23 protein-coding genes and 6 pseudogenes are annotated in these 26079 nt (G+C 69.4%); 10 read left to right on the forward strand and 19 right to left on the reverse strand.

Annotated features, from left to right (window positions below):
* Positions 1–106 precede the first annotated feature (106 nt).
* Positions 107–847: pseudogene (locus QSK39_RS53180) on the reverse strand (FAD binding domain-containing protein); the annotation flags it as partial.
* Positions 844–1686 (reverse strand): xanthine dehydrogenase family protein molybdopterin-binding subunit, encoded by an 843-nt coding sequence (locus tag QSK39_RS44400; RefSeq protein ID WP_285483830.1) that lies wholly within the window; start codon positions 1684–1686, stop codon positions 844–846. The pseudogene QSK39_RS53180 and the gene QSK39_RS44400, both read right to left, overlap by 4 nt.
* On the opposite strand from QSK39_RS44400, the gene QSK39_RS44405 reads away from it, so the two are divergent.
* Positions 1600–2211, forward strand: coding sequence for an SDR family oxidoreductase (locus tag QSK39_RS44405; protein ID WP_285483831.1), 612 nt, complete (start codon positions 1600–1602; stop codon positions 2209–2211). The genes QSK39_RS44400 and QSK39_RS44405 overlap by 87 nt on opposite strands.
* A 284-nt stretch (positions 2212–2495) precedes the next feature.
* On the opposite strand, the gene QSK39_RS44410 is transcribed toward QSK39_RS44405, so the two are convergent.
* The 5 genes and pseudogenes from QSK39_RS44410 to QSK39_RS44430 form a co-directional block, all read right to left on the reverse strand.
* The gene (locus QSK39_RS44410) at positions 2496–3518 is read right to left on the reverse strand and encodes a TRM11 family SAM-dependent methyltransferase (protein WP_285483832.1); all 1023 of its coding nucleotides are present in this window, start codon (positions 3516–3518) and stop codon (positions 2496–2498) included.
* Between the two features lie 302 nt (positions 3519–3820).
* Positions 3821–4894: an NAD-dependent epimerase/dehydratase family protein gene (locus QSK39_RS44415; protein ID WP_285483833.1), complete on the reverse strand. Its 1074-nt coding sequence runs from the start codon at positions 4892–4894 to the stop codon at positions 3821–3823.
* 34 nt (positions 4895–4928) lie between these two features.
* Positions 4929–6954: pseudogene (locus QSK39_RS44420) on the reverse strand (CocE/NonD family hydrolase).
* A gap of 20 nt (positions 6955–6974) precedes the next feature.
* Positions 6975–8159, reverse strand: coding sequence for a zinc-dependent alcohol dehydrogenase (locus tag QSK39_RS44425; protein WP_285483834.1), 1185 nt, complete (start codon positions 8157–8159; stop codon positions 6975–6977).
* A gap of 69 nt (positions 8160–8228) precedes the next feature.
* Positions 8229–8828, reverse strand: a complete 600-nt coding sequence (locus QSK39_RS44430; RefSeq protein WP_285483835.1) for a hemerythrin domain-containing protein — start codon at positions 8826–8828, stop codon at positions 8229–8231.
* A gap of 706 nt (positions 8829–9534) precedes the next feature.
* Between QSK39_RS44430 and QSK39_RS44435 the strand changes: the two genes are divergently transcribed.
* The 3 genes from QSK39_RS44435 to QSK39_RS44445 all read left to right on the forward strand — a co-directional run bounded on the left by QSK39_RS44435 (position 9535) and on the right by QSK39_RS44445 (position 11717).
* Positions 9535–9972, forward strand: coding sequence for an Hsp20/alpha crystallin family protein (locus QSK39_RS44435; RefSeq protein WP_285483836.1), 438 nt, complete (start codon positions 9535–9537; stop codon positions 9970–9972).
* A gap of 75 nt (positions 9973–10047) precedes the next feature.
* Positions 10048–10485 (forward strand): DUF6292 family protein, encoded by a 438-nt coding sequence (locus QSK39_RS44440; RefSeq protein ID WP_285483837.1) that lies wholly within the window; start codon positions 10048–10050, stop codon positions 10483–10485.
* Positions 10486–10616: 131 nt separating this feature from the next.
* Positions 10617–11717 carry an iron-containing redox enzyme family protein gene (locus QSK39_RS44445; RefSeq protein WP_285483838.1) on the forward strand — a complete coding sequence of 367 codons (1101 nt, stop codon included), beginning with the start codon at positions 10617–10619 and terminating at the stop codon, positions 11715–11717.
* On the opposite strand, the pseudogene QSK39_RS44450 reads toward QSK39_RS44445, so the two are convergent.
* Positions 11679–11834, reverse strand: a pseudogene (locus QSK39_RS44450) (hypothetical protein); the annotation flags it as partial. The gene QSK39_RS44445 and the pseudogene QSK39_RS44450 sit on opposite strands and share 39 nt — an antisense overlap.
* Before the next feature lie 285 nt (positions 11835–12119).
* Between QSK39_RS44450 and QSK39_RS44455 the strand changes: the two are divergent.
* Positions 12120–12338 (forward strand): annotated as a pseudogene (locus QSK39_RS44455) (glutamate-cysteine ligase family protein); the annotation flags it as partial.
* 121 nt (positions 12339–12459) lie between these two features.
* Here the strand turns inward: QSK39_RS44455 and QSK39_RS44460 are convergent.
* Positions 12460–12612: a hypothetical protein gene (locus tag QSK39_RS44460; protein ID WP_285483839.1), complete on the reverse strand. Its 153-nt coding sequence runs from the start codon at positions 12610–12612 to the stop codon at positions 12460–12462.
* A 145-nt stretch (positions 12613–12757) separates the two neighbouring features.
* Between QSK39_RS44460 and QSK39_RS44465 the strand changes: the two genes are divergently transcribed.
* The gene (locus QSK39_RS44465) at positions 12758–13120 is read left to right on the forward strand and encodes a VOC family protein (RefSeq protein WP_285483840.1); all 363 of its coding nucleotides are present in this window, start codon (positions 12758–12760) and stop codon (positions 13118–13120) included.
* Positions 13121–13475: 355 nt separating this feature from the next.
* Here QSK39_RS44465 and QSK39_RS44470 read toward each other — a convergent pair whose 3' ends face one another.
* Both QSK39_RS44470 and QSK39_RS44475 read right to left on the reverse strand, forming a co-directional pair.
* A complete protein-coding gene (locus tag QSK39_RS44470) occupies positions 13476–13685 on the reverse strand; it encodes a hypervirulence associated TUDOR domain-containing protein (RefSeq protein ID WP_285483841.1) in 210 nt (69 codons plus the stop codon).
* A 758-nt stretch (positions 13686–14443) separates the two neighbouring features.
* A pseudogene (locus QSK39_RS44475) lies at positions 14444–14768 on the reverse strand (DUF3140 domain-containing protein).
* A gap of 378 nt (positions 14769–15146) precedes the next feature.
* Here QSK39_RS44475 and QSK39_RS44480 point away from each other — a divergent pair.
* The gene (locus QSK39_RS44480) at positions 15147–16013 is read left to right on the forward strand and encodes an alpha/beta fold hydrolase (RefSeq protein WP_285483843.1); all 867 of its coding nucleotides are present in this window, start codon (positions 15147–15149) and stop codon (positions 16011–16013) included.
* Positions 16014–16280: 267 nt separating this feature from the next.
* Here the strand turns inward: QSK39_RS44480 and QSK39_RS44485 are convergent.
* From QSK39_RS44485 to QSK39_RS44505, 5 genes and pseudogenes are all read right to left on the reverse strand, one after another.
* A pseudogene (locus QSK39_RS44485) lies at positions 16281–16526 on the reverse strand (transposase); the annotation flags it as partial.
* A 120-nt stretch (positions 16527–16646) separates the two neighbouring features.
* Positions 16647–16979 carry an STAS domain-containing protein gene (locus tag QSK39_RS53185; RefSeq protein ID WP_353051117.1) on the reverse strand — a complete coding sequence of 111 codons (333 nt, stop codon included), beginning with the start codon at positions 16977–16979 and terminating at the stop codon, positions 16647–16649.
* A gap of 174 nt (positions 16980–17153) precedes the next feature.
* A complete protein-coding gene (locus QSK39_RS44495) occupies positions 17154–17588 on the reverse strand; it encodes an ATP-binding protein (protein WP_285483845.1) in 435 nt (144 codons plus the stop codon).
* A complete protein-coding gene (locus tag QSK39_RS44500; protein ID WP_285483846.1) occupies positions 17503–17976 on the reverse strand; it encodes an STAS domain-containing protein in 474 nt (157 codons plus the stop codon). Before QSK39_RS44500 ends, QSK39_RS44495 begins: the two co-directional genes overlap by 86 nt.
* 127 nt (positions 17977–18103) lie before the next feature.
* Positions 18104–18469 carry an STAS domain-containing protein gene (locus QSK39_RS44505; protein WP_285483847.1) on the reverse strand — a complete coding sequence of 122 codons (366 nt, stop codon included), beginning with the start codon at positions 18467–18469 and terminating at the stop codon, positions 18104–18106.
* 262 nt (positions 18470–18731) lie between these two features.
* Between QSK39_RS44505 and QSK39_RS44510 the strand changes: the two genes are divergently transcribed.
* The 3 genes from QSK39_RS44510 to QSK39_RS44520 all read left to right on the forward strand — a co-directional run bounded on the left by QSK39_RS44510 (position 18732) and on the right by QSK39_RS44520 (position 21127).
* Positions 18732–19064, forward strand: coding sequence for a plasmid stabilization protein (locus QSK39_RS44510; RefSeq protein WP_285483848.1), 333 nt, complete (start codon positions 18732–18734; stop codon positions 19062–19064).
* 600 nt (positions 19065–19664) lie between these two features.
* On the forward strand, positions 19665–19979 hold the full coding sequence (locus QSK39_RS44515) for a hypothetical protein (protein WP_285483849.1): 315 nt from the start codon (positions 19665–19667) through the stop codon (positions 19977–19979).
* A gap of 20 nt (positions 19980–19999) precedes the next feature.
* Positions 20000–21127 (forward strand): glutathione-independent formaldehyde dehydrogenase, encoded by a 1128-nt coding sequence (locus QSK39_RS44520; RefSeq protein WP_285483850.1) that lies wholly within the window; start codon positions 20000–20002, stop codon positions 21125–21127.
* Here the strand turns inward: QSK39_RS44520 and nrfD are convergent.
* Genes nrfD through fdh form a run of 3 tightly spaced genes read right to left on the reverse strand, consistent with a single transcriptional unit; the run spans position 21118 to position 26073 of the window.
* Positions 21118–22038, reverse strand: a complete 921-nt coding sequence (nrfD, locus tag QSK39_RS44525) for an NrfD/PsrC family molybdoenzyme membrane anchor subunit (protein ID WP_285483851.1) — start codon at positions 22036–22038, stop codon at positions 21118–21120. The genes QSK39_RS44520 and nrfD overlap by 10 nt on opposite strands.
* A complete protein-coding gene (locus QSK39_RS44530; RefSeq protein ID WP_285483852.1) occupies positions 22035–22868 on the reverse strand; it encodes a 4Fe-4S dicluster domain-containing protein in 834 nt (277 codons plus the stop codon). Before QSK39_RS44530 ends, nrfD begins: the two co-directional genes overlap by 4 nt.
* Positions 22861–26073 (reverse strand): formate dehydrogenase, encoded by a 3213-nt coding sequence (gene fdh / locus QSK39_RS44535; RefSeq protein ID WP_285483853.1) that lies wholly within the window; start codon positions 26071–26073, stop codon positions 22861–22863. Before fdh ends, QSK39_RS44530 begins: the two co-directional genes overlap by 8 nt.
* Positions 26074–26079: the final 6 nt, after the last annotated feature.

The raw sequence follows: 26079 nt of genomic DNA on the forward strand, positions 1-26079 counted from the left end.
CCGCGCCGCTGGAACGTGAGCCGCTCCTCCTCCAGTACCGGTGAAACGAGCGGCTCACCCACCCGGGCGTTCGCCGTTGAGCTGCTCGACCGCCGTCCGGACGCAGCACCGTCTCGCCCGGTCCGGTGTAGAACTCCGCCATCGGCACCGTTCGGCCGGGCAGTTCGACCACGGCGTCATAGGCGAGCAGGACGGTCGCGAGGTCCGACGGGGTCACCGCCTGGCACCGGTGCCCGTCCACCGCCGCGTGCTGGAACCGGTGGTCGCCAGGCACCGCGTAGCAGGGGCTGGTCGCGCCGTTGCGTTTGTAGCAGTCGAAGCCGTTCCGGAAGAACCAGCAGCGCTTTTCCTGCACCAGGTTCCCGCCGACGGTCGCGGCGCTGCGGATCTGCGGCGACGCGATCGTGCCCACTGCCGCCGCTATCGCCGCCGGGATCTCCCGGTGTGCGGCCAGTTCGCTCAAGGTCGTCGCGGCGCCGATGCGCAGCCCGTCCGGTGTCCGCTCGATCCCCCGCAACCCGGTCACCGCGGATACGGCCACCAGCACCCGCGCGGGATGTGCCTGACGGCGCCGTTCGACCGGCAGGTCCGTGGCCCCGCCGAGCACCGCCGTTTCCGGTGCGGCCAGCATCGCGGTCGCCTCGGCGACCGTGCCGGGCACGCGTACCTCGGGTTCCGGCGCGGCCGGACGGCGTCGCGCCCGGTAAGCCGCGCCGAGCCGGGTGCCGTAGGTGTCCAGTGCCCAGTGCAACCCGCGCGGGTAGGCCCACCGGATCGCCGCGATCCACCACCGGTCGGGCCTGCGCCACAACCGGTGCCACCGCCCGCCGCCGCCCAGCGCAGTCATCCCTTGTCCGGGGTGATCGGAAGCTCGCGGATCCGCACGCCGATCGCGTCGGACACGGCGTTCGCGATGGCGGCGCCCGGCGGGATGATCGACATCTCGCCGACGCTCTTCGCGCCGTACGGACCGTTCTTGTCGTTCCCGTTCACGATCACCGCGCGGATCGAGGGCAGGTCTGCGTTGCGAGGCAGCGCGTAATGCAGGTAGGTGTCGTTCACGATCCGCCCGCCTTCGCGGATCAGCTCCTCGCCGAGCGCGGCGCCGATCCCCATCGCGGTGCCACCGATGATCTGCCCCTCGACCGCGATCGGGTTGATGGCCGTGCCGACGTCGTGGGCGGCCACGTAGTCGGTCACCCGCACTGCGCCGGTGCGGCGGTCGACCTCGACCGTCACGCCGTGCGCCGCGAAGGCGTAGCTGGGCGAGAGGTTCGCGGTATCCTTGTCGGGGCTGAGGGGTTCCGTGCCTTCGAGGACGTAGCTCGTTTCGTGGCTGAGCAGGGATTCCCCGGACAGCGTCACCAGGTCGCCGAGATCGACCGCCTCGTCTCCGCCGACGGCCTGCCCACCCGCGAGTGTCACCTCGGCGGCCGCGACACCCAGCTTTTCGGCCGCTAGCGCGCGAAGGCGTTCGGCGAACTCTCGCGCCGCCTGGCCGACCGAGGAGCCGGTCATGTGCGTGCCACGGGAGGACCAGGCGCCCAGCTCGAACGGCGTCTTCTCGCTGTCCATCGACAACACTTCGACGTCCGCGAGGTGCACGCCGAGTTCGTGCGCCGCGATCTGCGCGAGGATCGTGTTCTGCCCCGTGCCGGCGTCGCCGCTGCCGTGCCGGACCCGCACGTGCCCGTCGGGGAACAGGTCCAGCGCCGCGTCGCTGCGGTTCGCGAACTCGTACGCTTGCTCGACCTCAACGTGCTCGCCACGGTCCGAGCCACCCGCGCAGCCCTGCCCAGCATCATCGAGCGCCGCGGAGCGATCGTCAACATCTCCTCCATCCTCGCTCTGACGCCCGGAGGCTTCCCGGTCGCCATGAGCTCGGCCAAGGCGGCACTCACCGCACTCGGCAAGTCCCTGGCCGAAGAATTCGCTCCCCGAGGCGTCCGCGTGAACACCATTTCCCCCGGACTGGTCAACACGTCCGTCTACACCGACCCTGACGGCCAGGTCGCCCGCTGGGCCGCCGCATCCGGCCAGAGCCTGGCCGAACTGGTCCAGGGCATGGTGGCAGCCCAGAACGTCTCCACCGGCCGCGCCACCGAACCCGAAGAAGTCGCCGCCCTCGTCGCGTTCCTCCTGTCCGACGTTGCCGGAAACATCACCGGGGCCAACCACATCATCGACGGCGGAACCATCAAGACGGCCTGAGCCGACGCAGACTGCTCCCCGACCTCACTCTCCACTGCCGGGTCGGCAGTCGGCCATGATCGTCGCAGGAATGCCAGCAGCACCAAGGCGCATCGCCAAGCGCCTGCCGACAGTGCTCCCGCCGTGCGAACGCGACAACGGACCGCGATTCACCAGGCTCTGCGCTTTGGCCTGTCGGAGGAAACGCGGCGGCGCGCCCGATGGCCGCGATCGGATCGCCGGTCCTCTCCTCGGCCGACCTACCTCGTAGATCGGCTGCGCGGCAGCCCGCGCTTGCCCGAACTTCATGCCGCCCAGCGGCCTGGCGAGATTGCGCCATCCTCGTGGTGGACCTCGCGTACGCTCTGGGTCAAGTCAGCTGCACGCAGAACGATCACATCTTCGTGTGCGATCAGGTGTAGTGGCAGGCCGGCTTCGCGCTGTTTGCGAACGAAGTCGCGTTGGAAAAAGCTACCGCGCGGGACCAGCTCGGTCTCGGCCACGCGGGCGAGGAGGGCGACGCACCGTTCGACTGGGATCAGGCCGGCAGCGGCGCCGCAGGAGATGATCTGGGAGGGCAAGTCGATCAGCTCGGCGTGTTCGCGCCAGGGCCGAACTGTGATCGCGACGTGGCCGCCTGGGCGCAGGATGCGGGCGCATGCGGTGAGGATGCGGGTGAAGCCGGTCAGCAGGCGGTGGTGGCCGATGTTCGCGAGGTTGCCGCGGTCGAGCGCGCTGCCGTAGCGGTAGTGGCGCTTGCTGACCTTGTCGACGCCGGCTTCACGGTTTGTGCTGACCAGGCCGTGCACCGACGAGCCGTAGGGCGGTGAGGTGACGACCAGCGCGACCTGGCCGACGTACTCGGCCGGCAGCAGCGTCTCGAGCTGGCGGGCGTCGCCGTGGACGACCTGCCCGTCGTGGCCGTGCCCGCGCTTGCGCGCGAAGCGCAGGTTTGCACGAGCGATGCCGACCCAGTGCGGCTCGTACTCGACGCCGACCGCACGGCGTCCGAGGTCGATCGCCTCGACCAGCGTGGTGCCGATCCCGCACATCGGATCCAGCACCACCTCCCCCGCCTTGGTGTAATGCTCGATGGCGTGCGCGGCGACGGCGGGCAGCATCTTGGCCGGATGCGCGGTCGACTCCGGCACATACCGGCCCTTGCGCTGCGCGGCCGGCGAGGTCTGCGCGGTTGCCCACACCGACACCCGCAGCTCTCCGAAGTCTGTCTGCGTACCGGTGGGCGGGCTGCTGTCGAGCGCGTCGATGAATGTGCGGGACAGCGGAACGGTGGGCTCGTCGGTCGGTGACGGCGGAGTGGTGGTCATAGCGGTACCGATCCCTTTCGGTCGGTTGGTTATCGGAGGTCTTCCGGCTGTGTAGCGCCGGCGTGTGCGACAACCCGCGAGTTCTCTCGTCCGATGTGGACCGAGCACATCGTCCGCGGCCCGGGCAAGGTGCTGCCCGCGTCCGTGCAGTCGCTTCTGATCAAACCGCGCAACACGGAGTCTTTGGCCCGGTTGGCGGACCTGTCGACCGGAAAGCACACCCGGGCGAAAAGCGGACACTCGGGCCCGTAGCTCCAGGCGAAGCGCCCGGTCACAACGGAATCACTGGCGGCCTCCGGAGCTCAAGACTGCGACTGGCGGCTCGGCCCGATCCGGGTAAGGGAGCGGAGCCGGGCCAAGGTCCCGTCGCGGCGCGGCGGAGTCAACGGCGCGCTCGACGCCCCCGCACCGGACCGGAGCCCGGTGACCAGCTCCGCGAGCGCGGACGCGGCGTCGTACCGAGGTCGCCAGCCCAGCTCGGTCTCCGCCACCGCAGTGTCGGCGAGCGCGGCCTGGTCGGCGAGCTCGAGCCAGCCCGGGTGCAGCGGCAGCACGCCGGTCCACCACGCGGCCCGGGCCGCGACCTGCACCAGCGGCTTCGGGACCGGCACGCGGACGCCGCCGAGGACCGCGGCCAGCGCGTCGGCGTCCAGGATCTCGGGCGCGGCGAGGTTGACCGGGCCGCCGAACCGGGCGTCGAGGATCAGCCGGATCGCCTCGGCGACGTCGGAGGTGTGCACGATCTGCGCGCGCAAATCCCTCCACAGCGGAACCGGCAGTCCGCGGCCGCCGACGAGTCCCGCGGGCACCAGGGGGTCGAGCAGCCAGCGCGCGAACTCCCCGGCGGCGCGGCGGTGCAAGATCGCGCACGGCCGCAGTCGCGCGACGCGCACTTCCGGGTGGTGCTGCTCGAACCGGCCGAGCAGGGTCTCCAGCGCGGCCTTGCCCCGGCTGTAGGCGCTGCCCGCGATCCCGGTGCAGGGATGCGCCTCGGGCACCTTCTCCCAGCGCGGCGCCAGCCCGTAGGCGGCCACGGAAGAGGCGACGACCAGGTGGGGCACGCGAGCGGCCGCGACTGCGGCCAGGACGTGCCGGGTGCCGTGGTCATTGGTCTGCCACATCGGCGGGTCGCCGCGGACCGGCGAGATCGCCCACGCGAGGTGGACGACGGCGTCGGCGCCCTCGAACAGGTCAGTCAGCTCACGGTCAGCACCGGGCTCCCCGATGTCGACGGCGCGCCACCCCGCGACGCGGTAAGGCTCGGCCGTCGTGTCGGGCAGCCGGCGAGCCAATCCGACGACGTCATGGCCGGGTTCGAGGGTGTCGAGCAGGGCTGTTCCGACATTGCCGGTAGCTCCGGTGATCACGATCCGCACACCTCGGTGCTTACCCGGTGTGGCGGCGGCGAAACTAGACGAGGTCGCGCGGAATCCGCCGGTGCCAGTTGCGGGAGACGATCCGCCGGGCGCCGTCGTAACCGTCGAGCCGGGCGTCGACGACGAACTCGGTGTCCGTGCACGACACCCGGGTGCGGGTCTCGCTGCGCGCCTGCCACTCGCCGCGGGTGAACGTGACCGACCATTCGGTCTCGGCGACCGGCGAACAGAAGTCGTCGGCGATCCAGCTGTAGCGCTCCCGGACGTCGCGGGTGACCTCCAGGTCGAGGTCGTCGAAGCGCACCGTGCCAGCGTTCTTCACGATGTCCAGCGCGGAGTGGTAGTCGACGAGGTCCCGGGAGACGGTCCAGCGCTGCTCGCCTGGCGTCAGCGCGGTCACCGGGATCGGCGGTGTGCCTTCGGGCTCGCCGAACGGCCGGGCCGGCAGCTCGTCGGGTTCGCTTACCGGGCGCACCGGCAGCCCGAGCCGGCTGTGTCCCATGTGGACGGACAGCATCACCGGCTTCGGTGGCGGCCACGCCAGCGGCCAGTACGAAGTGGACAGAGAGAGCCGGATCCGGTGTCCCGCTGGGAAAGCCTGCGCCACGGCGTTCAGCTCGATCTCGACCGTGCAGCGCTCACCGGGTGCCATCGGCGCGGGCTCGTCGTGGCCGTCGCGGTGGGTCAGGTTTGAGCAGGCCGTAGGTGACGCGCGTGGCCCGCTCGTCCGGTGCGACGTCCGATAGCCGTGCCGCGATCATCGCGATCGGCTGGTCGGCCGAGACTTCGAGGCGCACCTTCGGTGAGCCGAGGATTTCGCAGCGCTCGGTGAGCACGTCGGTGTCGAAGACCAGCGAGCCGCCGTCCTCTTCGCGCTGGTCGTAGGGCAGGTCGGGCGGGGCGCTGTAGGAGGCCCACTTGCCGGAGAACTGTCCGACCGACAGCGGCGACGACACCGTCAGGACGTGGTCCTGCACTGCCTCCCCGGATCGAGCGAGGCGGTGCGGGGCCAGCGGCAGCTCGGTCGGCTTCACGTGCGGTGACGGCCAGGTGGCTTCGCCCACCCAGCGGCCGGGCCGGTCCTCGTAGGATGTCGAGGGCGGGACGCTTTCCTTCATCCACGTCCGCAGCATCGGCCCGTCCATGGCGTCGTTGTCGACGCCGCGGAGCCAGTGGTCCCACCATGTCACGACTTCCTGCAGGTAGCCGATGGCCGGCCCCGGTTCGCCGAGGTGCGGGTATTTGTGCGACCACGGCCCGATCAGCCCGCGGCGCGGGACGTCGAGGTGGGCGAGCAGCCGGATGACGGCGTTGGAGTAGCCGTCGGCCCAGCCGCTCGAGGCGAGCACCGGCACCTGGACGTCGCTGTAGTTCCCGCAGACCGACGCGTGCCGCCAGTAGTCGTCGCGGCGCTGGTGGGCGAGCCAGTTTTCGATCCACAGGCTGCAGTTCTCCAGCCGCTCCCGCCACATTTCGTGCCATCGCTCGCCCACGACGGCCGGGTCCGGTGGCAGCGTGGCGTAGGCGAACATCGTGCCGGATTCTGCGACGTTGTCCGAGAGCAGGCAGCCGCCCATGTAGTGCATGTCGTCGGCGAAGCGGTCGTCGGTGAACGACGAGATCACGATCGCCCGCAGGCTCGGCGGTTTCCGGGCCGCGACCTGCAGGGCCGCGAACGCGCCCCAGGAGATCCCCATCATCCCGGTGTCGCCGGTGCACCACGGCTGCGCGGCGATCCACTCCAGGACGTCCTCGGCGTCGAGCTGCTCGCGTTCGAGGTATTCGTCTTCCAGCACGCCCTCGGACTCGCCGGTGCCACGGATGTCCACCCGGACGCAGGCGTACCCGTGGCCGGCGAGGTAAGGGTGATGGATCGAGTCGCGCGGCGCGGTCAGGTCGCCCTTGCGGTAGGGGATGTACTCGAGGATCGCCGGGACCGGTTCGGTGTCCGAGGAGACCGGCCGCCAGATGCGGGCGGACAGGACGGTTCCGTCGGACACCGGGATCCGGACGTGGTCGGTCTCGGTGATCGCGTGGGGCAGCGAGGTGACGGCTCGCAACGTCGGATTCCTCCCGGGGTTTACGGCTGCAGCAGGACCTTCTGGGCGCCGTCGAGCTTCTTCTGGAAGATCTCGTACGCGCGGGGCGCGTCGGCCAGCGGAAGCTTGTGCGTGGCGAAGCCCTCGACGCCGAGTGGGTCGCCGTCCGCGGTGAGCACCGGCATGATGGCCTCGAGCCAGTGCCGGACGTTGGCCTGCCCCATCCGCAGCTGAACCTGCTTGTCGAACAATTCCATCATCGGCATCGGGTCGACCATGCCGCCGTAGACGCCGGACAGCGAGATCGTGCCGCCGCGGCGGACGCTGTCGATGGCCGCGTAGAGCACGCTCAGGCGGTCGATGCCGGCCTTCTCGGTGATCTTGGCGCCGAGCTGCTGCGGGAGCAGGTTGACGAGGTTGTGCGCGAGCTTGCCGACCGGAGCACCGTGGGCTTCCATGCCGACGGCGTCGATGACCGAGTCCGCGCCGCGGCCGCTCGTCAGCTGGCGGATGGTGTTGCCGACGTCTTTGTGGTCGCGGGTGTCGATCGCGGTGGCGCCGTGCTCGCGGGCGCGGGCGAGCCGTTCGGGTACGAGGTCGACGCCGATCACCTGGCCGGCGCCGCGGTGCCGCGCGATGCGGCAGCTCATCTGCCCGATGGGCCCGAGGCCGAAGACGACGACGGTGCCGTCCTCCGGGACGTTGGCGTACTCGACGGCCTGCCACGCGGTGGGCACGACGTCGGAGAGGTAGACGAACCTCTCGTCCGGCGGGCCGTCCGGCACCTTGATCGGGCCGTACTGCGCCTGCGGGACGCGCAGGTATTCGGCCTGGCCGCCCGGGACCTGGCCGTAGAGCTTGGTGTAGCCGAGCAGCGCGGCGCCCTTGCCCTGCTCCTTGACCTGCGTGGTTTCGCACTGCGACTGGAGGCCGCGTTCGCACATCCAGCAGTGCCCGCAGGAGATGTTGAACGGGATCACGACGCGGTCCCCTGGTTTGATCCCGGTGACGGCGTCCCCGACCTCCTCGACGACGCCCATCGGCTCGTGGCCGAGGATGTCGCCTTCGGTCATGAACGCGCCGAGCACTTCGTACAGGTGCAGGTCGGAGCCGCAGATCCCGGTCGAGGTGACGCGGATGACGGCGTCGGTGGATTCCTCGATCTTGGGGTCCGGCACGTCTTCGACGCGGACGTCGCGCTTGCCGTGCCAGGTCACTGCTTTCATGGCGCTCCTTTCGGGGGCGGAACCGGCTCACCGGTTTCCCGCCCACCGCCCGGTTCAACCGGCGATCCTTCAGGCGTGCGCGCTGGCGATCTTCAGAGGATCGTCGGGCGCGTCCGGGCGGGCGTCGAGCATGCGCTGCCCCACCTCCTGCAGTCGCTTGCGGCCCAGCGCCTTGCGCACCTCCGGGAACCACTCGTCCTCTTCTTCCTCAACGTGGTGACGCACGTTTTCGGTGAGCACGGTGACTTTCGCGTCGAACGTCTCGTCCTGCGGGTCCAGATCTCGCAACTCGGCCATCAACCACACCATCACGTGGTGTTCTTCGACGCTTTCCAGCACGTGGTCGCGCGTTTCCGGGACGGCTTCCTTGGCGACCGGGTAGAAGATCTCTTCTTCGATGTAGGTGTGGGTCGTCAGCTCCTCGATCATCGCGTCGACGAGCTTCCGCTTCTCCTTGAACGCTTTGCCGCCCGCCTTCTCGAACTGCTTGAACAGCTTCTCGACTTTCCGGTGATCCTCTTTGAGCAGCACAATCGCGTCAATCGACATGGCAGCCTCCTCGTAGTCCGTGCGGGAATACCCGGCCTGATCCACCTCAACCAGGCGAGCGAGGCCCCAGGCCTCCGATCCATCCCGCAGCCCGCCGAGTTCCCCCATGAGCTTGGCCACGGATGGGCTCGCGGAGGTCGCCTCAGGGTTAAGTGCCGTGCCTGCGCACGGTGCCCGGCAGCGTCCGGCGCAGCCGCGCCGTCTCCTCGCCGATGTCGCCGAGCCGATCGGCCGGCCCCGCGTGATTCACGCTGAAGATGCCCCCGCACCGCGGCCAGCGGAGACAGCAGGGTGGTGACGTCGTCCTCGCCCAAGGCCACGCCAAGCCGGCCGGCACTCTCGCGAGCCGCCGCCGCGTCCAGGCCTTCCAACGCGCTGACCTGCCCCGCCAACTGCCGCAGCACTGACACGTTGCGCCGAGCCCAGTTCGCCACCGCGCGGTCCCCCGCGAGCCGATCGCGCTCGGCGTCGACCCAGGCCTCCCCGGTCGCTTCGTCCCGTCACCGACGGCTGCAGGCCCAGGACCCGCCGCTCCGCCGCCTGCCGGCTCGTCACCCCCCAGCACCGGAGCCACGACGGCCCAACTCCGCACCACCCGGCGAGCTGCTCCCGCACCGATCACAACGCGGCCAGCGTCCCCAGCAGGTCCTCGGACGCCATGTCGCCGCGCCGGAGCGCGGCGACCACCTCCTGCACGTTCCGCGCCACTTGAGCCGGGCCAGCCATCTGTCATCCCTTCGACGACTCACTACTTGTCATCGTTTCGACGACATGTTAGAAACGTAGTGCGTGTTGACGACCCCGAACGGCGAACAGGAGGAGAACGATGTTGATGCGCACCGACCCGTTCCGCGAGCTGGACCGCTTCGCCCAGCAGGTCTTCGGCGGCCCCGGCACCTGGTCGAAGCCGGCCGCGATGCCGATGGATGCCTATCGCGCCGGCGACGAGTTCGTCGTCTGCTTCGACCTGCCCGGCGTCACCAAGGACGCCATCGAGCTCGACATCGAGCGCAACGTCCTGACCGTCAAGGCCGAACGACGGCCCCTCCCCGGCGGCGGCGACGTGCAGATGCAGGTCTCCGAACGCCCCCTCGGCGTCTTCTCCCGCCAGCTGTTCCTCGGCGACACCCTCGACGCCGACCGCATCGCGGCCGACTACGAGGCCGGCGTGCTGACCCTGCGCATCCCGGTCGCCGAAAAGGCCAAGCCGCGCCGCATCGACATCACCGGCACCCAGTCCGACCGAAAGGAAATCCAGGCCTGACGGCCCCGTCCCGCGCAGGACCGGCAACCCGGGCCGGTCCTGCGCAGGGGCGCCCGCGCATGAAAGGCACCACCCGTGACCGCATCGCTGCACATCCCGGCCGGCCACCCCGCCCTCCTCAGGCTGCGGGGCTACCTCGCCGATGTCACGAACGCGCTCGGCATCGGCCTGGAATCCTGCACCATCGACCCCGACACCCCCGTCTCGGCGTACGTCGCCCTCGACGAGCGCCTGCCCGGATACCCCGACCACGACGTTGCGCTGCTGTGGGACGAAACGCACGGCTGGGCCGCCGCCCTCGAAACACACTCCGGCGAGGACCTCATCGTCGTCCGCTACCTCGGCGGCGCCACCATCACCCCGTCCCCCGCCCGCGTTACCCGGTTCATCGGGGCGTTGCGCGAGGACGATAACCGCATCGGGCTTCTCGATGCGCCGAGCATCCGCACCGCAGCCGGTCTGGCTGAGCTCGATGCAATTCTCGCGAACTCGGCGCGCACTGCACCCACCTGAGCTACCTGGCCGCGTCCACCAACCCGGCTTGAGAGCTCGAGTCGACAGTGGAGTGAAGCGGCTCAGGTGGGGTACTCGGAGCCTCCAGTACTCCAGGAGGATCCATGCGTTTGCCTCACCATCGCGGACCGGTGAGCTCCGCGCTCACTGCCCGGCTCCGCAGCGAGCCCGACGAAGTGGCCGTCGCCCCAGTCCCGGCAGGCACCGGCCTTCCCGTCCTTCACGACGACGACCTCCAGCTGACCCTGTGGATCTGCTACGAGCTGAGCTACCGCGGCTTCGACGACGTCGATGCCGGCTGGGAGGACGCACCGTTCGTCACCGGCCTGCGCCGGCAGCTGGAAGACCGTTGGGCGAAAGGCCTCCAGGACCTCGTGGCACCGATCCCGGTGGAGCCCGACGCCGTGGCGCGGACCTTAGCCGACCTCGTTCGGGCCGACGAAGGCCCACCGCTGGCGAAGTTCCTGCAGCGTCGCGCCTCCGGCGAGCAGTTCCGCGAGTTCGTCACGCACCGATCGGTGTACCACCTCAAGGAAGCCGATCCGCACAGCTGGGCCATTCCGCGGCTATCGGGGGCGGCCAAGGCCGCTTTGATCGAGATCCAAGCCGATGAATACGGGCAAGGCCGCCTCGAACGGATGCACTCCGAGCTCTTTCGCGCCACGATGCGATCACTCGGACTGGACGACGGCTATGGCGCCTACGTCGATCGCGTCCCGGCGGTAACCCTCGCCGTGAGCAACCTCATGTCCCTGTTCGGTTTCCACCGCCGCTGGCTCGGAGCCTCTCTCGGGCACCTGGCGGCGTTCGAGATGACCTCATCGCTGCCGAACCGCCGTTACGGCAACGGGTTGCGCCGCCTTGGCGGCGATACGACGGCGACCCGGTTCTTCGACGAGCACGTCGAAGCCGACGCGGTTCACGAACAGATCGCCGCCCACGACTTATGTGGCTCCTTCGCGCGGGAGAACCCCGCCGCCGCGGCCGATGTCCTCTTCGGCGCGGCGTGCGGGCTGGCGGTGGAAGCCGAATTCGGCCGGACTTTGCTGCGGCAGTGGGAAGAAGGCCGGTCGTCGCTTCGACCGGAACCGCCCTCAGCGGCGGTCGCCGGAGGGCGCGCGGAAACCGCGGACCTTGTGAGTACCGTCGCAGAACGGCTTCACAGCGGAAAGGCCGCACCGGCACAGCGCCACGACACTGCGGCCGGGATCGATGACTTCGCCGTCTGCTGAGCGGATCTCGAACTCGCCGCGCACCAGCAGCGGCCCGTCTTCGTACGGGGTGATGGTCACGGGGTTGTCAGTGTCGTCGGTCACCGGCCGCGAATACCCCGTCCCAAACGGGTTCATGCCGGCGGAACGGATCGGACGGTGACCGCCGGCGTCACCGTGGGCGTCGAAGCTGAGTTCCTTGTCCTCGACGCCCAGACACGGCGACCCGTACCTCGGGCGGCGGAGAATCTTGGCTCGACTCCAGCCCGAGCTGTATCAGTCGCAAGTCGAAGCGACGACCGGAGTCCTCACCGACCTGCGCGACGTCGCCCGGGCACTGACGGCCCACCGCGAGGCGCTGGCCGATGCGGCGCGGGAGGGGCGCGCTGATCGTCCCGGCCGGGACACCTCCGCTGGCCGGGAGCCCACCCCCGGCTTGCCGTCGGGCCGCGCCACCGCGCGATCGGCGACACCTACCGCCGGGTCCTGGCCGACTACGAAACTTGTAGCTGCCACGTCCACATCGGCGTCTCCGACCAGGCGCACGCCGTCGCCGTCGTCGACCACCTGCGCCCGTGGCTGCCCACACTGCTCGTCCTGTCCGGCAACTCGGCCGTCCACCACGAACGCGAGACCGGCGACCAGAGCTGGCGGGTGATCCAGCAGGCCCCGCTGCCCGGAGGCCGGGTGCTGGTCGACGAGCGGATGACCTTCTGGCTGGCCCGCCCGTCCCCGGTGTACGTGGCTGCCGGGCCCCGAGCGCTCAATCTCGTGCCACCGGCGAAATCCACCCCGGCGTCGACCCATTCGCGTTGCCGTGCGGGAATGCGGTCTCGTCCGCTGACAGCGGTGGTTGCCGGTCCCGCGCGTGGCGGAAGACCAGCCACAACGGCGGCTGCTTGGCGTCGAGCAGCACCAGTATGACGATGAAAGGACGTTGACGAACGCGACCAGCCTTGGCGCACGTCGTTCCGGGCTGAGGCCAGCGCGGCGAGATCGCCCTACGGCTGATCACTGGCGGACGCCGTGTCGATCTCCCACTCCCAGGGTACCCCGTCGGCATGAACGCCCGGATCATCGCCGTCACTGTCGACTGCCACGACGCCGAGCAACTGGCCGATTTCTGGGGGCGGACGCTCGGCTATCCCCAGATCCAACGCTGGCAAGACGGCCACGGACTGACATACGTCGAACTCGGTCGCGACGGCGAAGTGCCGCTGTTGTTCCAGCCTGTCGGCGAGAACAAACAAGTGAAGAACCGCGTGCACATCGACATTGCTCCCACCGAACTCGACCAGGATGCCAAGATCGAGCGGCTGGTCGCGCTCGGAGCCCGGGTACTCACCGACGACCCGGCGGAACGCTTCACAGTACTCGCCGACCCGGAGGGCAACGAGTTCTGCGTCCTCCCGCAGCGTGGGTAAGCGGGTGGAACATCCCGCCGCCGGCGACCGCCTGGACGGCCGGGGCAAAGGCAGGGCAGCAGCCCGTCAGATCATCAGTGGTCGTGTCGAAAGACCGTTACTCACTCGCGTGCAGGTGCGTCCACCTGATCGCCGCGCGCGGTGAGGACGCGGGTGAGCAAGCCGAAACCGTGGCTCGGCGACCTTCATCTGCGGAAAGTACCGCGGCAGGTTCTCCGGATGGCCGAGGAAGGCGTACAACTCGTCGGCGGGGATGTCGGCGGTCGCGGTGTGCCGATATTCGGCCATCATCTGCTTCTCGGTGTGGCGGTAGCGACCCGGTTACCCAGCTGCGGCGCCACCACACCTAGCGCGCTCAGACCGGGTGAATCTTGTCGGGGTGATGTACTGCCGTCCTGCCGGTCTTCTCGCTGCGCACCAGGTACTGCGGCTCTTCTTTCGACGCCTTGACATGCCGGCCACCGGCTTCGGTCTCGCCCGTGATCACGTCTTCAACCGTGCCGACGGAGCTTTCGTTGCCGGCGTCCCACCGGACACGATCACCTTGGACAAATTTTCGAGTCACACTGACCGGGTAACCACCGAAGGAGCCGGGTAATCACTCGACGACGGCTGTGCGCCCGAAGGAAAACGTGAATGGGTGTCGTGACTGTCGGCGGCGGGTCCGACGAGTATCCCGCGGCACAGAGGCTGCGACAGGCAACGCCGGACGTCGACATCGTTTGTGGTGAACACGACCGACTACTTCCTCTGCCTGCTGTCCGAGGTGTCGGCCGGGATTCTCGACCCCGGCGGTGACCGTGTCGATCCCGCAGGCACAGCCCGGCGTCCGGCTGCTACTCGCCAAGGCAACCGTGGTCGACTTCGATGACCACGCCGCGACCTACACCCACCCCCGAGGACGACGAGCACCGGATCGGGTAAGACCGGCCGGTGCTCGCCGCCGGCAGCGTCAACAAGCTGCTGCCGATCTCAGGCAGCGCACCCAGCTGCAGGCGCGCCGCCGATCGCCGCGACGCTGGCCAAGGCACATGATGTCGTGCGCGACAACGACACCGCAGCTGACTGGCTTTCCGCGAGGACCAAGGTTTCGCTGTCGATTAGCTAGCTACTCCGATGGGGACGGAGGTACTGGTCGATCCTCAGGCAAGAGCGGTTACCGGCGCTCGTCCGGCTGCGGGTGCGGGGTTTCAGGTCAGCAGAGTGAGGATGGTCCTGACCGCCTCCGCCACCCACTGCACCGGCCCGCGAGCGTCCTGACGGCGCGTGGCCGATCCACGCGTGGGCTTCTCGCCGGTTAATCGCGGACACGGTCCAGCGCGATCAGGACGCTTTCAGCGGGTCGTGGCCCCAGTTCATCAGCGAGTGCCGCCAAGTCGTCTTCCGCACGTCGCCGGCGGGGCGCTGCGCCAGGTGCCGGTGGAGGTAGCGACGACGGTGCGCATGTGCTCGTAGCCTGCTCGTTCAGGTCGGCTTTCTTGGTGTCGAGGATGGCGACGGTGCGGCGCCCGGACTGGTGTCCGGTCGACTCACCATGCTTGTGCTGCCCGGAGCGTTTCGACTCGTCGGTATGCAGCCATTCACGCAGCTCGGTGGCGGTCATGGTGACGCAGGCGCCGAATTCGGCGCGGACGTCCTCGTCGTTCATGAACAGTGGACAAACCCGCGCCCAGCGAGCCCAATCGCTGCCCGGCACATGCGGATCGGCTCGGGAGCGTTCAGCGCAACCCGAACCGCGACCGCTCCGCCGCGATTCCGATCGTAACGGCGGCGGTGACGGTGGTACTCACCGCCGGCGCGACGACCACGGCCCTGTAGTCACGCCGGCGCCTGCCCAGGGCCGTGATCGGCGCGCTGGACATCCTGCACCGCGCGCACTCCGGTCAGGCCGGGGACTACGTAGCGCAGCTGCTCGCCGGGATCTCCGTCCTGGCCGGCCTGGCTCTGAGGGTGATCCACCGGAAGAACTGGGTACCCGCCCCACGAGGCCGCTCGCACACGCCGGCCTCCGCGGAAGGGAGTGAACGTGTTCGAAGGCTTCACACACGAGACCGTCGACATCGGACCCGTTCGGCTTCGGGTTCGGCACGGCGGATCGGGCACCCCCGTCGTCCTGGTCCACGGTCATCCCCGGACGCACACCACCTGGCATCGCGTCGCGCCGCGACTGGCGGACGACCACTTCGTCGTCTGCCCCGACCTGCGGGGCTATGGATGTTCCACGCTGCCGCCGGACGAACCCGAGCACGCGCAGTCGTCCAAGCGAGCGATGGCCGGCGACGTCGTCGCCCTCCTGCGGCGCCTCGGGCACGACCGGTTCTCGATCGTCGGCCACGACCGCGGCGCGCTCGTCGCCTTCCGCACCGCGATGGACCACCCCGATGTCGTCGACCGGCTCGTGGTGATGGACGGGCTGCCCATCACCGAACATCTCGAACGGCTCAACGAGGACTTCGTCCGCAGCTGGTGGCACTGGTGGTTCCTCGCCCAGACCGACAAACCCGCCGAGCGCATCATCAACACCGACCCCGACGCCTGGTACCGCACCCCCGGGCCGCAGGAGATGGGCGAAGCCAACCACGCCGACGTGTGGGCGGCGCTGCACGATCCCGCCGTCGTCCACGGGATGTGCGAGGACTACCGCGCCGGACTGCGCGTTGACCGCGCCCACGAGGAAGCCGACCGCGCCGCGGGCCGCCAGGTCCGGTGCCCGACGCTGCTGCTCGCCGCGACCGAGGACGACATCGACATCCACGGCGACCCGCTCGCCATCTGGCGGCCCTGGGTCGCCGGGGATCTGCGTGGCGTGGACGTCCATTCCGGACACCACCAGGCCGAGCAGGCGCCCGGTGAAGTGGCCACGGCCATCGGCGATTTCCTGCGCGCGACGTGACCGGATACCCGCTCGGGGGTCAACCGGCGGTCAAGGGGGAACCCGCGCAATTACGGAGGTACTGATGACGCAAGGTCTTCGCGCGCTGGCCCTGGTGTGGCCCCTCAAGCCGTCACCGGCGAAGTCGAGCAGCGATCTGATCGCCGCCCAGCTGCTAGGATTCTTCGCCCAGCACGGCGTCACCGGCGAAATCGTGCGCGTCGTCGGCCACGACGTCCGCCCCGGCGTCGAAGCCGGTTCTGGCACGCTTTCCGTGATCGGCTCGTGGGCGAGGAGGATGCGCTTGCGGAGCAGGTCGGGCTTGGCGCGACCGAACATCTGCCGCTTCAGCATCTTGTTCCGGTTGACGTGCCCTTCGACGACTCCGCTGGTCCAGGGCAGGGTGAGTCCTGCGGTCGCCGCGTCCTGATCCCGGCGCAGTCCCTTGACGAAAGACCGCAGGGCAGGAAGGTCGTCGACCTCGACGGCGGTCACCCAGTGCTCGAGACGCTGGCGATGCGGTGAACACATCATGCAGGCGAACCCGCGGACGTAGCCGGCCAAGGCCGTCGGCGCGGGGCTGGCCGCGATGGCGGCGCGGAGGCGTGTCTGGTCGGCCGGGTCGAGGTCTTACCGGGCTCCGTGACGCAGTCCCTACGTGGCGAGGGCGGTGTCGAGGTCTGCGCAGATCGGGAAATGAGGACTCAGACCACCGACGTCGTGTACCCGGGTGACGGCACGGGTGGTGGTGGCGAGGGCAATCGTGACGCCGGTGCGCGCGGCCCGGCTGCGGTGGTCGGCCAGCAGTTCCAAGCCGACGGAGGCGAGGAAGGTGACCGTGCGCCAGGTCGAACACGAGACGTTTGCGCGCCCTGGCCGCGGCCTTCTCGTGTGCCCGGGTCGCGAGGGCGCGGGCTTCGGGTGCCGTCGCGAGATCGAGTTCACCTGTGAAGGCCAATACCACCGCTCCGTCGTGCTGGTGATCACGCCGACGTGCGCGGGGATGACCCTGGGGACCTCGTTCGTTCAGCTCGGGATCCGCCGAGAAGCCGGTGAACACGCCTACCGGGGGACGCTGTACCCCGCGGTGAAATAAGGCGACGCGCTGCGGCGGCGCGAGCCCCCACGCGAAGGGGTACCTCAAGACCTCGGGGGGCGGGTTCAGCTCATGGCCACCTCGGTGCCCGACGGACCGGTCGTGAAGGCGGCCTTGTCGGCCAGGGTGTGGATCAGCGGCAGTCCTCGGCCGTGCAATGGCCCGGGCCGGGCATGGGCTTGCCACCGGCCGTAGTCGGTGACGGTGACCGTGATCAGGTCGCCGCGGCTCGACGCGCGCAGGTCGAGAACGCCGGTCTCCTCCCCGTAGGCGTGCACGACCACGTTGGCCATCGCCTCGTACGCCGCCAGCAGCACGCGCTCGGAGGTCTCCGTGCTCAACCCCGCTCGCATTCCCCAGGCGGCGAGCTCGTCGCGCAGCAGGGCCAGCTGACCAGGATCGGCCGGGACCGCATCACGCCGCAGGTCTTCGGGCGCGGTGTCGCCGCACGGCGAAGACGGGTCCCCGGCGGGGCCGTGAGCAGGGGTCGGAACGGGCACTGCGGGTCATCACCGGCCGAACGCGGCGGCGCGGGCCGGGACGACGTTCAAGAGCTCGTGCACCCCGGTCAGCTGCAAGGTGCGGTCGGCGGCGCTGTGCTCGGGGGGCGACCACCCGGAACTGGGTGGCGTTGCCGGCTTGCCTGCGGGCCGTCAGGAGGAGGGTGATGCCGACCGAGGGCAAGAAGGTGATGGCGGTCAGGTCGATCACCAGCATCGACGGGCCGTTGGCGAGCGCGGCCGTGAGCGCGTCTTCGAGCAGCGGGGCGGTCAGCAGGTCGAGTTCCCCGGCGACGTCCACGAGCACGGCGTCAGTGTCGTCGCCGGGATCGAGCGAGGTGACTCGCAGCAACTCCTGAGGGCGAATCCGGTCACCGTCAGTGCTCACTCTGATCTCCGGTTCGCCATTCCGCCCTGGACCCATGCCGTCCTGGCGCCTATACCCACTTCCTCGATGGATGAAACAAAAAACAGGACATGCGTGAGCGGACACCCTCCGGGTCAGGTCGCTCGGCTCATTGATGTGCGACGTCGACCTCGTGCAGCACCGCCAGCCATTTCCGGGCGGCTGTGAGGTTGTCATGCACCTGAAGGAGGTGGTCCAGCTCCAGCAAGCTGATCGGACGCCGGACCGCGTGCTGGTCGCTCACGATCGCGCACGGGATGCCGGCGGCGTGGGCCTCGGCCGATGCGACGAGCAGGGCTCGCAGGATGCGCGCCGAGCAGAAACCGACGCGGGTCAGGTCGACCAACAACGCGCTCGGCCGGAGGGCGATCTCGTCGCTCAAGCGGTCCAGCAGGTGCTCGGCCACCGTGGAGTCGAGGCTCCCCGTAGCGGACACAACTGTCGAGTCGGCCGTGCTGGTGACGGTGAAGGTCACGTCGTGTCGGTGGTATCCCTGCAAAGGATCACGCATTGCTGCTGCCTCCTCGGTGAAGACGGAGACGTGGGCTACCCGGGCCGAGCGCACAAGTCTCTGGCCACCGGTCGACCGACGACCGGTGTGCAACGACGGCTGCTCGGCTGAACCGCGGACACTGGCAACGTACCCAAGTCGGGTGAACTTCATGCACCCCGCGAAACCCTGTTCGTTTGTCTTCCGGACAGGCGGGTAAAAGTCTTGCAGGACGTAAGGAGGAGCTGTGCCTGAGCAGAGTTGGAGCACCAAGCGCGAACGTCAGTACGAGCACATCAAGTCCTCGGCGAAGAAGCAGGGCGCCAGCACCGGGCGAGCCGAAGAGATCGCCGCGCGGACGGTCAACAAGAACCGCGCGCAGTCCGGGGAATCCCGTACCGCCAGTAAGAGTTCCACGCGCGACATGTCACCGCAGAAGCGCGGCGGGAAGCGGTCCGGCAACCGCCAAGGACCGGGCGGGCCGACCAAGGACCAGCTCTACAACGAGGCGAAGAAGCGCAACATCAAGGGCCGCTCGAGCATGACCAAGAAGAAACTGCAGAACGCACTGGGCCGCTGACGCCGGCGTGACCTTCGCCGAGTGCCCCGTCGACATCGTGCCGGTCGACGGGCGCGGACGTCGTAGTCCTGCAGGGTGGCGATCCGGTCACCGGAGTCGAAGACGGACGGATCTTGCGGATCGGCCAAGCCGGACACCAGGTGCTCGCCGACACGGGCGGACGTCCGCTCGGAATCGAAGCTGCGCCCGACGGCACGATCCACTTCACCGACTCGTCCCGGCGCCACGACCTGGCTCAGTACCCCGGCCGACGTCATTGAGAACGTCGGCACCGGCCACGATCTGCGCCGCTCCCCCAGCGGCCACGTCGATGTCCTGCACAGCGGGCTCCGGTTCACCAACGGTCAGCGGCCTACCCGGTCATCCCGACAACATCACCGCGGGTCCCGACAGCCCGTTCTGGGTCGCGCTGCCAAGGCCGGTCCGCAGCGCCGCCGCGCTTGTCGTCCGTCCGAGGGACGCCCGGTGGTCCGACGTGATTGAACTGGACGAGACCGGGAAACCGTGCGCAGGTTCGGGCGCACGACGGGAGGTTGTACCTCGGCAGCCTCATCGAACGCGGGATCGCGGTATTGAACTTGACCGTTGCGAGAAGGGACCGTGGATGAGGCCTCCGTTGAAGACGCTAAAGAACGCCGTCGCGAACCGGTCGCGGCTGCGAATTCCCAGTCGCGCGTCCGATGTGGAGACAGCCGCCTTGCGGTACCTGCTCTACGGCATCCTCCCGATCCGGCCCATGAGGCCACCGCGCTGTGGGACGTCAAGACCGCCGCAGACAGCGGCCGCGAGGTCAAGCCGATCGAGCAGCGCATCCACAGCTTCCTCGAGTCGCTGCCGTTCATGGGTACCGCCGCGATCGCCTGCCTGCACTGGAAAGACGTCCGTGCCGCGGCGAACCGTGCCCAGCCTGCCTGACCGAGATAGGAGAGGAACCGATGAAGGCACTCGTTTACCAAGGACCGTACGACGTCGCCGTCAAGGACGTGGCCGACGCGCGGATCGAAGACCCCAAGGACGCGATCGTCCGGATTACCACCACCAACATCTGCGGTTCCGACCTGCATATGTACGAAGGCCGCACCGACGTCGAAGAGGGCAAGGTCCTCGGCCACGAGAACATGGGCATCGTCGAGTCCGTCGGGGACGGCGTCGAGCGGATCAAGGTCGGCGACCGAGTCTCGCTGCCGTTCAACATCGCCTGCGGCACCTGCGAGAACTGCTTCAAGGGACTGACCGGGTTCTGCCTACGCGCCAACCCCGGCTCCGCGGGCGCCGCGTACGGCTACGCGAGCATGGGCCCCTACAACGGCGGCCAGGCCGAATACCTGCGCGTGCCGTGGGCCGACTTCAACGCGCTCGTGCTGCCCGAAGGCACCGAGCACGAGCTCGACTACACGATGCTGTCCGACATCTTCCCGACCGGCTGGCACGGCGTCGAGCTGGCGAAGATGCAGCCGGGCGAGACCATCGTCATCTACGGTGCCGGGCCCGTCGGGCTCATGGCCGCGCACGCCGCCAAGATCAAGGGCGCCTCCCGCGTGTTCGTCGTCGACCAGCAGCCCGACCCGCTCAAGCTCGCCGAGCAGATCGGCGCGATCCCGGTCGACCGCTCCGCCGGCGACGCGGTCGAGCAGGTCACCGACCTCACTGGCGGCGGCGCCGACCGCGGTGTCGACGCGGTCGGTTACCAGGCCCACGGCCCCGACGGCGTCGAGCAGCCGGAAATCGTGCTCAACGAGCTGGTCGCCGCGGTCAAGCCGACCGGCGGCATCGGCGTCGTCGGCGTCTACGTGCCGCAGGACCCCAACGCCGAAGGTGACCTGGCCAAGGAAGGCAAGCTGGCGTTCGACTACGGCACGTTCTTCTTCAAGGGCCAGTCCATGGGCACCGGCCAGTGCAACACCAAGCAATACAACGCCCAGCTGCGGGACCTGATCACCGAAGGCATCGCCACGCCGGGGTTCCTGGTGTCGCACGAGCTGAACCTCAACCAGGCCGCCGAAGGCTACGACCACTTCGACAAGCGTGAAGACGGCTGGACGAAGGTCGTCCTTCACCCCTGAGCGCGGTTGAGCCGCTCACGCTGCGGCACGACGACGTACTTCGGGTCCTTCGTGGACTCGATGCCGGCGGCGTAGACGCCGAACCGGGTGCAGAGCCCGGACGCCAGGTAAGCCGCCCCCGCCGCGATTCCGGCGGCGCGGTGGCGCCTGGCGACCAGCGACAGCGCAGCGCCCGTCGCCGTGAGCGCCTTGGCGGCCTTGAGCAGCTTCCCCGCCCGGCCAGTGCGGTACGGCTCGGACGCCAGACCCAGGCCGGTTTCCAGGTGGTGCTCGGCGACGAGTTCGGCGACCGCGCCCACCAAGCCGGCCCGTACGACCGGGCCCGTCTCGGACGGGCGGACGGCCATCAGTGCCGCCCCGGCGCCGCTGGTCATAGCGCTGCCCGCGAACAGCACCGGGAGCGTGCCGTGGGCTTCGTGCCACGACGGCGTCGCAGTGTCGGCCAGCAGCACCGCCGTGTACGTGCACATCGCCGGACCCAGCACGCCCGCGGCCGCGCCGGCCAGCCGTCCGATGCGCGGGAAAACACCGCTGACCTCGGAAAACGCCGCCACGGCCGCGAGACCGGAGAACGGCGAGAGGATCCACGATCCCACCGACAGCGGTGACGTCGGCTTGAACACGCGCAGCATGTGCAGGAATCGCGTCGCCTTGCCGAGGTCGTGGATCAGCGCGACGACGCTGGCGATGGACCCGCCCGAGGCGACCAGCCGCCCGACGCGGGCCAGCTCCGGACGTCCGGTGAGATCGGCCAGCGCGGCCATCGACGCCGACGCCCCGGCCGCGCCGCCCAGGAACAGGTACAGCGGGACGTCCGGCTGCTTCCAGGCGGGTTCCTTGAGGATCGGCCGGCCGTAATAGGAGCGGAACTCGGCGGGTTCGACCATCGCCCGTTCGCGGCGGGGGCTCATCGGCGCCGTCCCAGGAACGAGACGACCAGCGCCGCGGCCACTCCGGCGGCCGTCGTCGCGGCGCGTTTCCACATCTGAGGGAGGTCGCGGGTCGTCACGACCGGGTCCGGCGGGAAGCCGTAGACCTCGGGTTCGTCCAGCAGCAGGAAGAACGCGCCGTCGCCGCCGACGCCGTCGTTCGGATCGTGGCCGTAGAGCCGGGCTTCCGGCACGCCGGTTTCGTGGAGCGTCTCCACGCGGGCCGCGGCGCGTTCGCGGAGTTCGTCCAGTTCGCCGAACTGGATGGAGTCGGTCGGGCACGCCTTGGCGCAGGCGGGTTCCAGCCCGGCGCCGAGCCGGTCGTAGCAGAGGGTGCACTTGAACGCGCGGCCGTCGCTCTCGCGCTTTTCGATGACGCCGTAAGGACAAGCCGGGACGCAGTAGCCGCAGCCGTTGCAGATGTCTTGCTGCACAACAACTGTGTCGAACTCGGTGCGGAACAGCGCTCCGGTCGGGCAGACATCCAGGCACGCGGCGTGGGTGCAGTGCTTGCAGACGTCGCTCGACATCAGCCAGCGCACGCCGGGTTCCTCCGGGTGCTGCTCCGGCGCGCCGATCGTCGGCATCCCCAGTTCCACGGCCGGTTTCTGCTGCTCGATGAACGCCACGTGCCGCCACGTGTTCGAGCCGAGGTCGCCGGTGTTGTCGTACGACATGCCCAGCAGATCCAGCCCGCCAGCCTCGGGGACGCCGTTCCACTCCTTGCAGGCGACCTCGCACGCCTTGCAGCCGATGCACACCGACGTGTCGGTGAAGAACCCCATGCGGGGCTGGGTGCCGTACTCAGCCATCGGCTCGCCTCCGGTACTCCGCCACGAAGTCCAGCAGCTCCGGCCCGCGGGGCCGCCGGCCCGGGCGGATGTCGCAGGTGGCGGCCTTGGACTCCTGGATGTGCACGTTCGGGTCCATCACGACCGACAGTAGGTCGTTGGCCGCGTCGCCGCGGGATAGGCCGTTCGGGCCCCAGTGATACGGCAAGCCGACCTGGTGGATGGTGCGGCCGCGGACCTTGAGCGGCTTGACGCGCTCGGTGACGAGCACGCGTGCCTCGATCGCCGTCCGGGCCGAGATGATCGTCGCCCAGCCGAGGTGCTCGAGGCCGCGTTCGGCCGCCAGCGCCGGAGAGACCTCGCAGAAGAACTCGGGCTGCAGCTCGGACAGGTGCGAGAGCGTCCGGCTCATCCCGCCCGCGGTGTGGTGCTCGGTGAGCCGGTAGGTGGTGAACACGTACGGGTAGACCGGGCTGCGCGCCGGGTTGTACGGGTTCGACGCGCTGTCCAGGGTCTGCCGGGTCGGCGATTCCTGCTGGCTGTACAGGGCGTTCTCGACGGGACTTTCGAACGGCTCGTAGTGCGTCGGCAGCGGGCCGTCGGCCAGTCCGGCCGGGACGTAGAGCCAGGCTTTGCCGTCGGTCTGCATGATGAACGGGTCGCCACCGCCGAGCGCGTCCTGTGCCTTCGCGCCCTCCTCCGGGACGAAGTCCGGAGCCTTGGTCGGCTCGAAGTCCGGGACGTCCGGCCCGACCCACTTGCCCTGCTCCGCGTCCCAGGAGAGCAGCTTCTTCCGTTCGCTCCACGGCTTTCCGTCCGGATCGGCCGACGCGCGGTTGTAGAGGATCCGCCGGTTCGCCGGCCACGCCCAGGCCCAGCCGTTCGCCACCCAGTCCTGTTCGGACCCGGGCTGCCGGTTCGCCGCGTGGTTGTGGCCGTCCGCGCGGACACCACAGTAGATCCAGCAGCCGCACGACGTCGAACCGTCGTCCTTGAGCTGGGTGTACGCCGACAGCGGGCCGCCGGGACCGTGGCCGTTGATCTCCGCGAGCACCGACTCCGCGCTCGGGTCGGCCGTCGGGCCCTCGGTCGGGTAGCTCCAGGTGAGGTCGCGGATCGGGGCGTCGCGCGGGTCGTCGCCGATCCGTTCCCGGATCAGCCGGCCGAGGTGGTAGTAGAACCACAGGTCGCTGCGGGCGTCACCGGGCGGTTCGACGGCTTTGTGGTGCCACTGCAGGAGTCTCTGCGTGTTGGTGAAGCTGCCGTCCTTTTCGGTGTGCGCGGCGGCGGGCAGGAAGAAGACCTCGGTGCCGATTTCGTCGGACTTCAGTTCGCCGGTCTCGATCTCCGGGCCGTCCTTCCAGAACGTCGCGCTCTCGATCATCTGCAGGTCGCGCACGACGAGCCAGTCGAGGTTCGCCAGGCCGAGCCGCTGGAACTTGCCGTTGGCCGAGCCGACCGCCGGGTTCTCCCCGACCAGGAAGTAGCCCTTGCACTCCCCCTCGATCTGCTTCTGCACCGTCGCGTACGTCCCGTGGTCGCCGGTCAGCCGCGGCAGGTAGTCGAAGCGGAAGTCGTTGTGCGGCTGGGCCGAATCGCCCCAGTAGGACTTCAGCAGGCTGACGGTGTAGGAGCGCATGTTGCCCCAGAACCCGGTCTTGCCGGCGTCCGCCTCCACGAAGCCGTCGAGGTCGAGGTGCTGGTGGGCGTGCGGCATCGGGATGTAGCCGGGCAGCAGGTTGAACAGCGTCGGGATGTCGGTGGAGCCCTGGATGCTGGCGTGCCCGCGCAGCGCGAGGATGCCGCCGCCGGGCCGGCCGATGTTGCCCAGCAGGGTCTGCAGGATCGACGCGGTGCGGATGTACTGTGCGCCGACCGTGTGGTGCGTCCAGCCGACCGAGTACACCCAGGCCGTGGTGCGGTCGCGGCCGGAGTTCGCGGTGATCGCCTCGGCGATCTCGGTGAACTGCTCGACCGGCAGGCCACAGATGTCGGCGACCATCTCGGGCGTGTAGCGGGCGAAGTGCCGCTTGAGGACCTGGAACACGCACCGCGGGTGCTGCAGTGTCTCGTCGGTCTTCGGCTTGGCGCCCACCGACGCGCCACCGCTGCCGTACGACTCGCCCCGCGCCGCGCGCTGGTGCTTCTCGCCGCCGTGGTGCGCACCCGGCTGCTCCGCCTCGCCCGAACCGGCCGCCGGGGTCGCGTCGGCGCCCTCGTACACCCACGTCGACACGTCGTACTGGCGCTTCTCCGCGTCGAAGCCCGAGAACAGGCCGTCGAGGTCCTCGGTGTCGGCGAACTCCTCGGTCAGGATCGCGGACGCGTTCGTGTAGGCCAGCACGTACTCACGGAAGTCCAGCTCGTGGTCCAGAACGTACTTGATCAGGCCGCCGAGGAACGCGATGTCCGAGCCGGCCCGCAGCGCCGCGTGGACGTGCGAGACCGCGCTAGTGCGGGTGAACCGCGGGTCGACGTGGATGATCTTCGCGCCGCGCGCCTTCGCTTCCATCACCCACTGGAACCCGACCGGGTGGCACTCGGCCATGTTCGAGCCCTGGATGACGATGCAGTCGGCGTTGGCGAGGTCCTGCTGGAACGTCGTGGCGCCTCCACGACCGAAGGAGGTCCCCAGACCGGGAACCGTGGCGGAGTGTCAAATACGGGCCTGGTTTTCGATCTGTATCGCGCCGAGCGCGGTGTACAGCTTCTTCATCAGGTAGTTCTCTTCGTTGTCCAGCGTCGCGCCGCCGAGGCTCGCGAAGCCGAGCGTGCGGTTGAGGCGGCGGCCCTGGTCGTCGACGTCCTGCCACGTCTCGGCGCGTGTCTTGAGCACGCGGTCGGCGATCATGTCCATCGCCGTGTCGAGGGGCAGGCGCTCCCAGTCGGTGCCGTACGGGCGGCGGTAGAGGACTTCGGTGACGCGGCTCGGGCTGGTCACGAGCTGCTTGCTGGCCGAGCCCTTCGGGCAGAGGCGGCCGCGGGAGATCGGCGAGTCCGGGTCACCCTCGATCTGGGTGACGGCGCCGTCCTTGACGTACACCTTCTGGCCGCAGCCGACCGCGCAGTAGGGGCAGATCGAGCGGACGACCTGGTCGGCGTCCTCGGTGCGGGCGTGCCATTTCTCCGAACCGTCCGATTTGGCCGCCTGGCCTCGCCCGAGTGGGTCGGGACCGGTCAGCTGCCGGTACACCGGCCAGCCTTCGATCCACTGCCGTATGCCCACGGGATC

The organism is Amycolatopsis sp. NBRC 101858 (assembly GCF_030269325.1).
GTDB lineage: Bacteria > Actinomycetota > Actinomycetes > Mycobacteriales > Pseudonocardiaceae > Amycolatopsis > Amycolatopsis ponsaeliensis.

Excerpts from the sequence above, each read along its gene's own strand:
- QSK39_RS44410 (WP_285483832.1), bottom strand. The coding sequence starts at position 3,518 with ATGACCACCACTCCGCCGTCACCGACCGACGAGCCCACCGTTCCGCTG.
- QSK39_RS44425 (WP_285483834.1), bottom strand. The coding sequence starts at position 8,159 with ATGAAAGCAGTGACCTGGCACGGCAAGCGCGACGTCCGCGTCGAAGAC.
- QSK39_RS44435 (WP_285483836.1), top strand. The coding sequence starts at position 9,535 with ATGTTGATGCGCACCGACCCGTTCCGCGAGCTGGACCGCTTCGCCCAG.
- QSK39_RS44465 (WP_285483840.1), top strand. The coding sequence starts at position 12,758 with ATGAACGCCCGGATCATCGCCGTCACTGTCGACTGCCACGACGCCGAG.
- QSK39_RS44520 (WP_285483850.1), top strand. The coding sequence starts at position 20,000 with ATGAAGGCACTCGTTTACCAAGGACCGTACGACGTCGCCGTCAAGGAC.
- nrfD (WP_285483851.1), bottom strand. The coding sequence starts at position 22,038 with ATGAGCCCCCGCCGCGAACGGGCGATGGTCGAACCCGCCGAGTTCCGC.
- QSK39_RS44530 (WP_285483852.1), bottom strand. The coding sequence starts at position 22,868 with ATGGCTGAGTACGGCACCCAGCCCCGCATGGGGTTCTTCACCGACACG.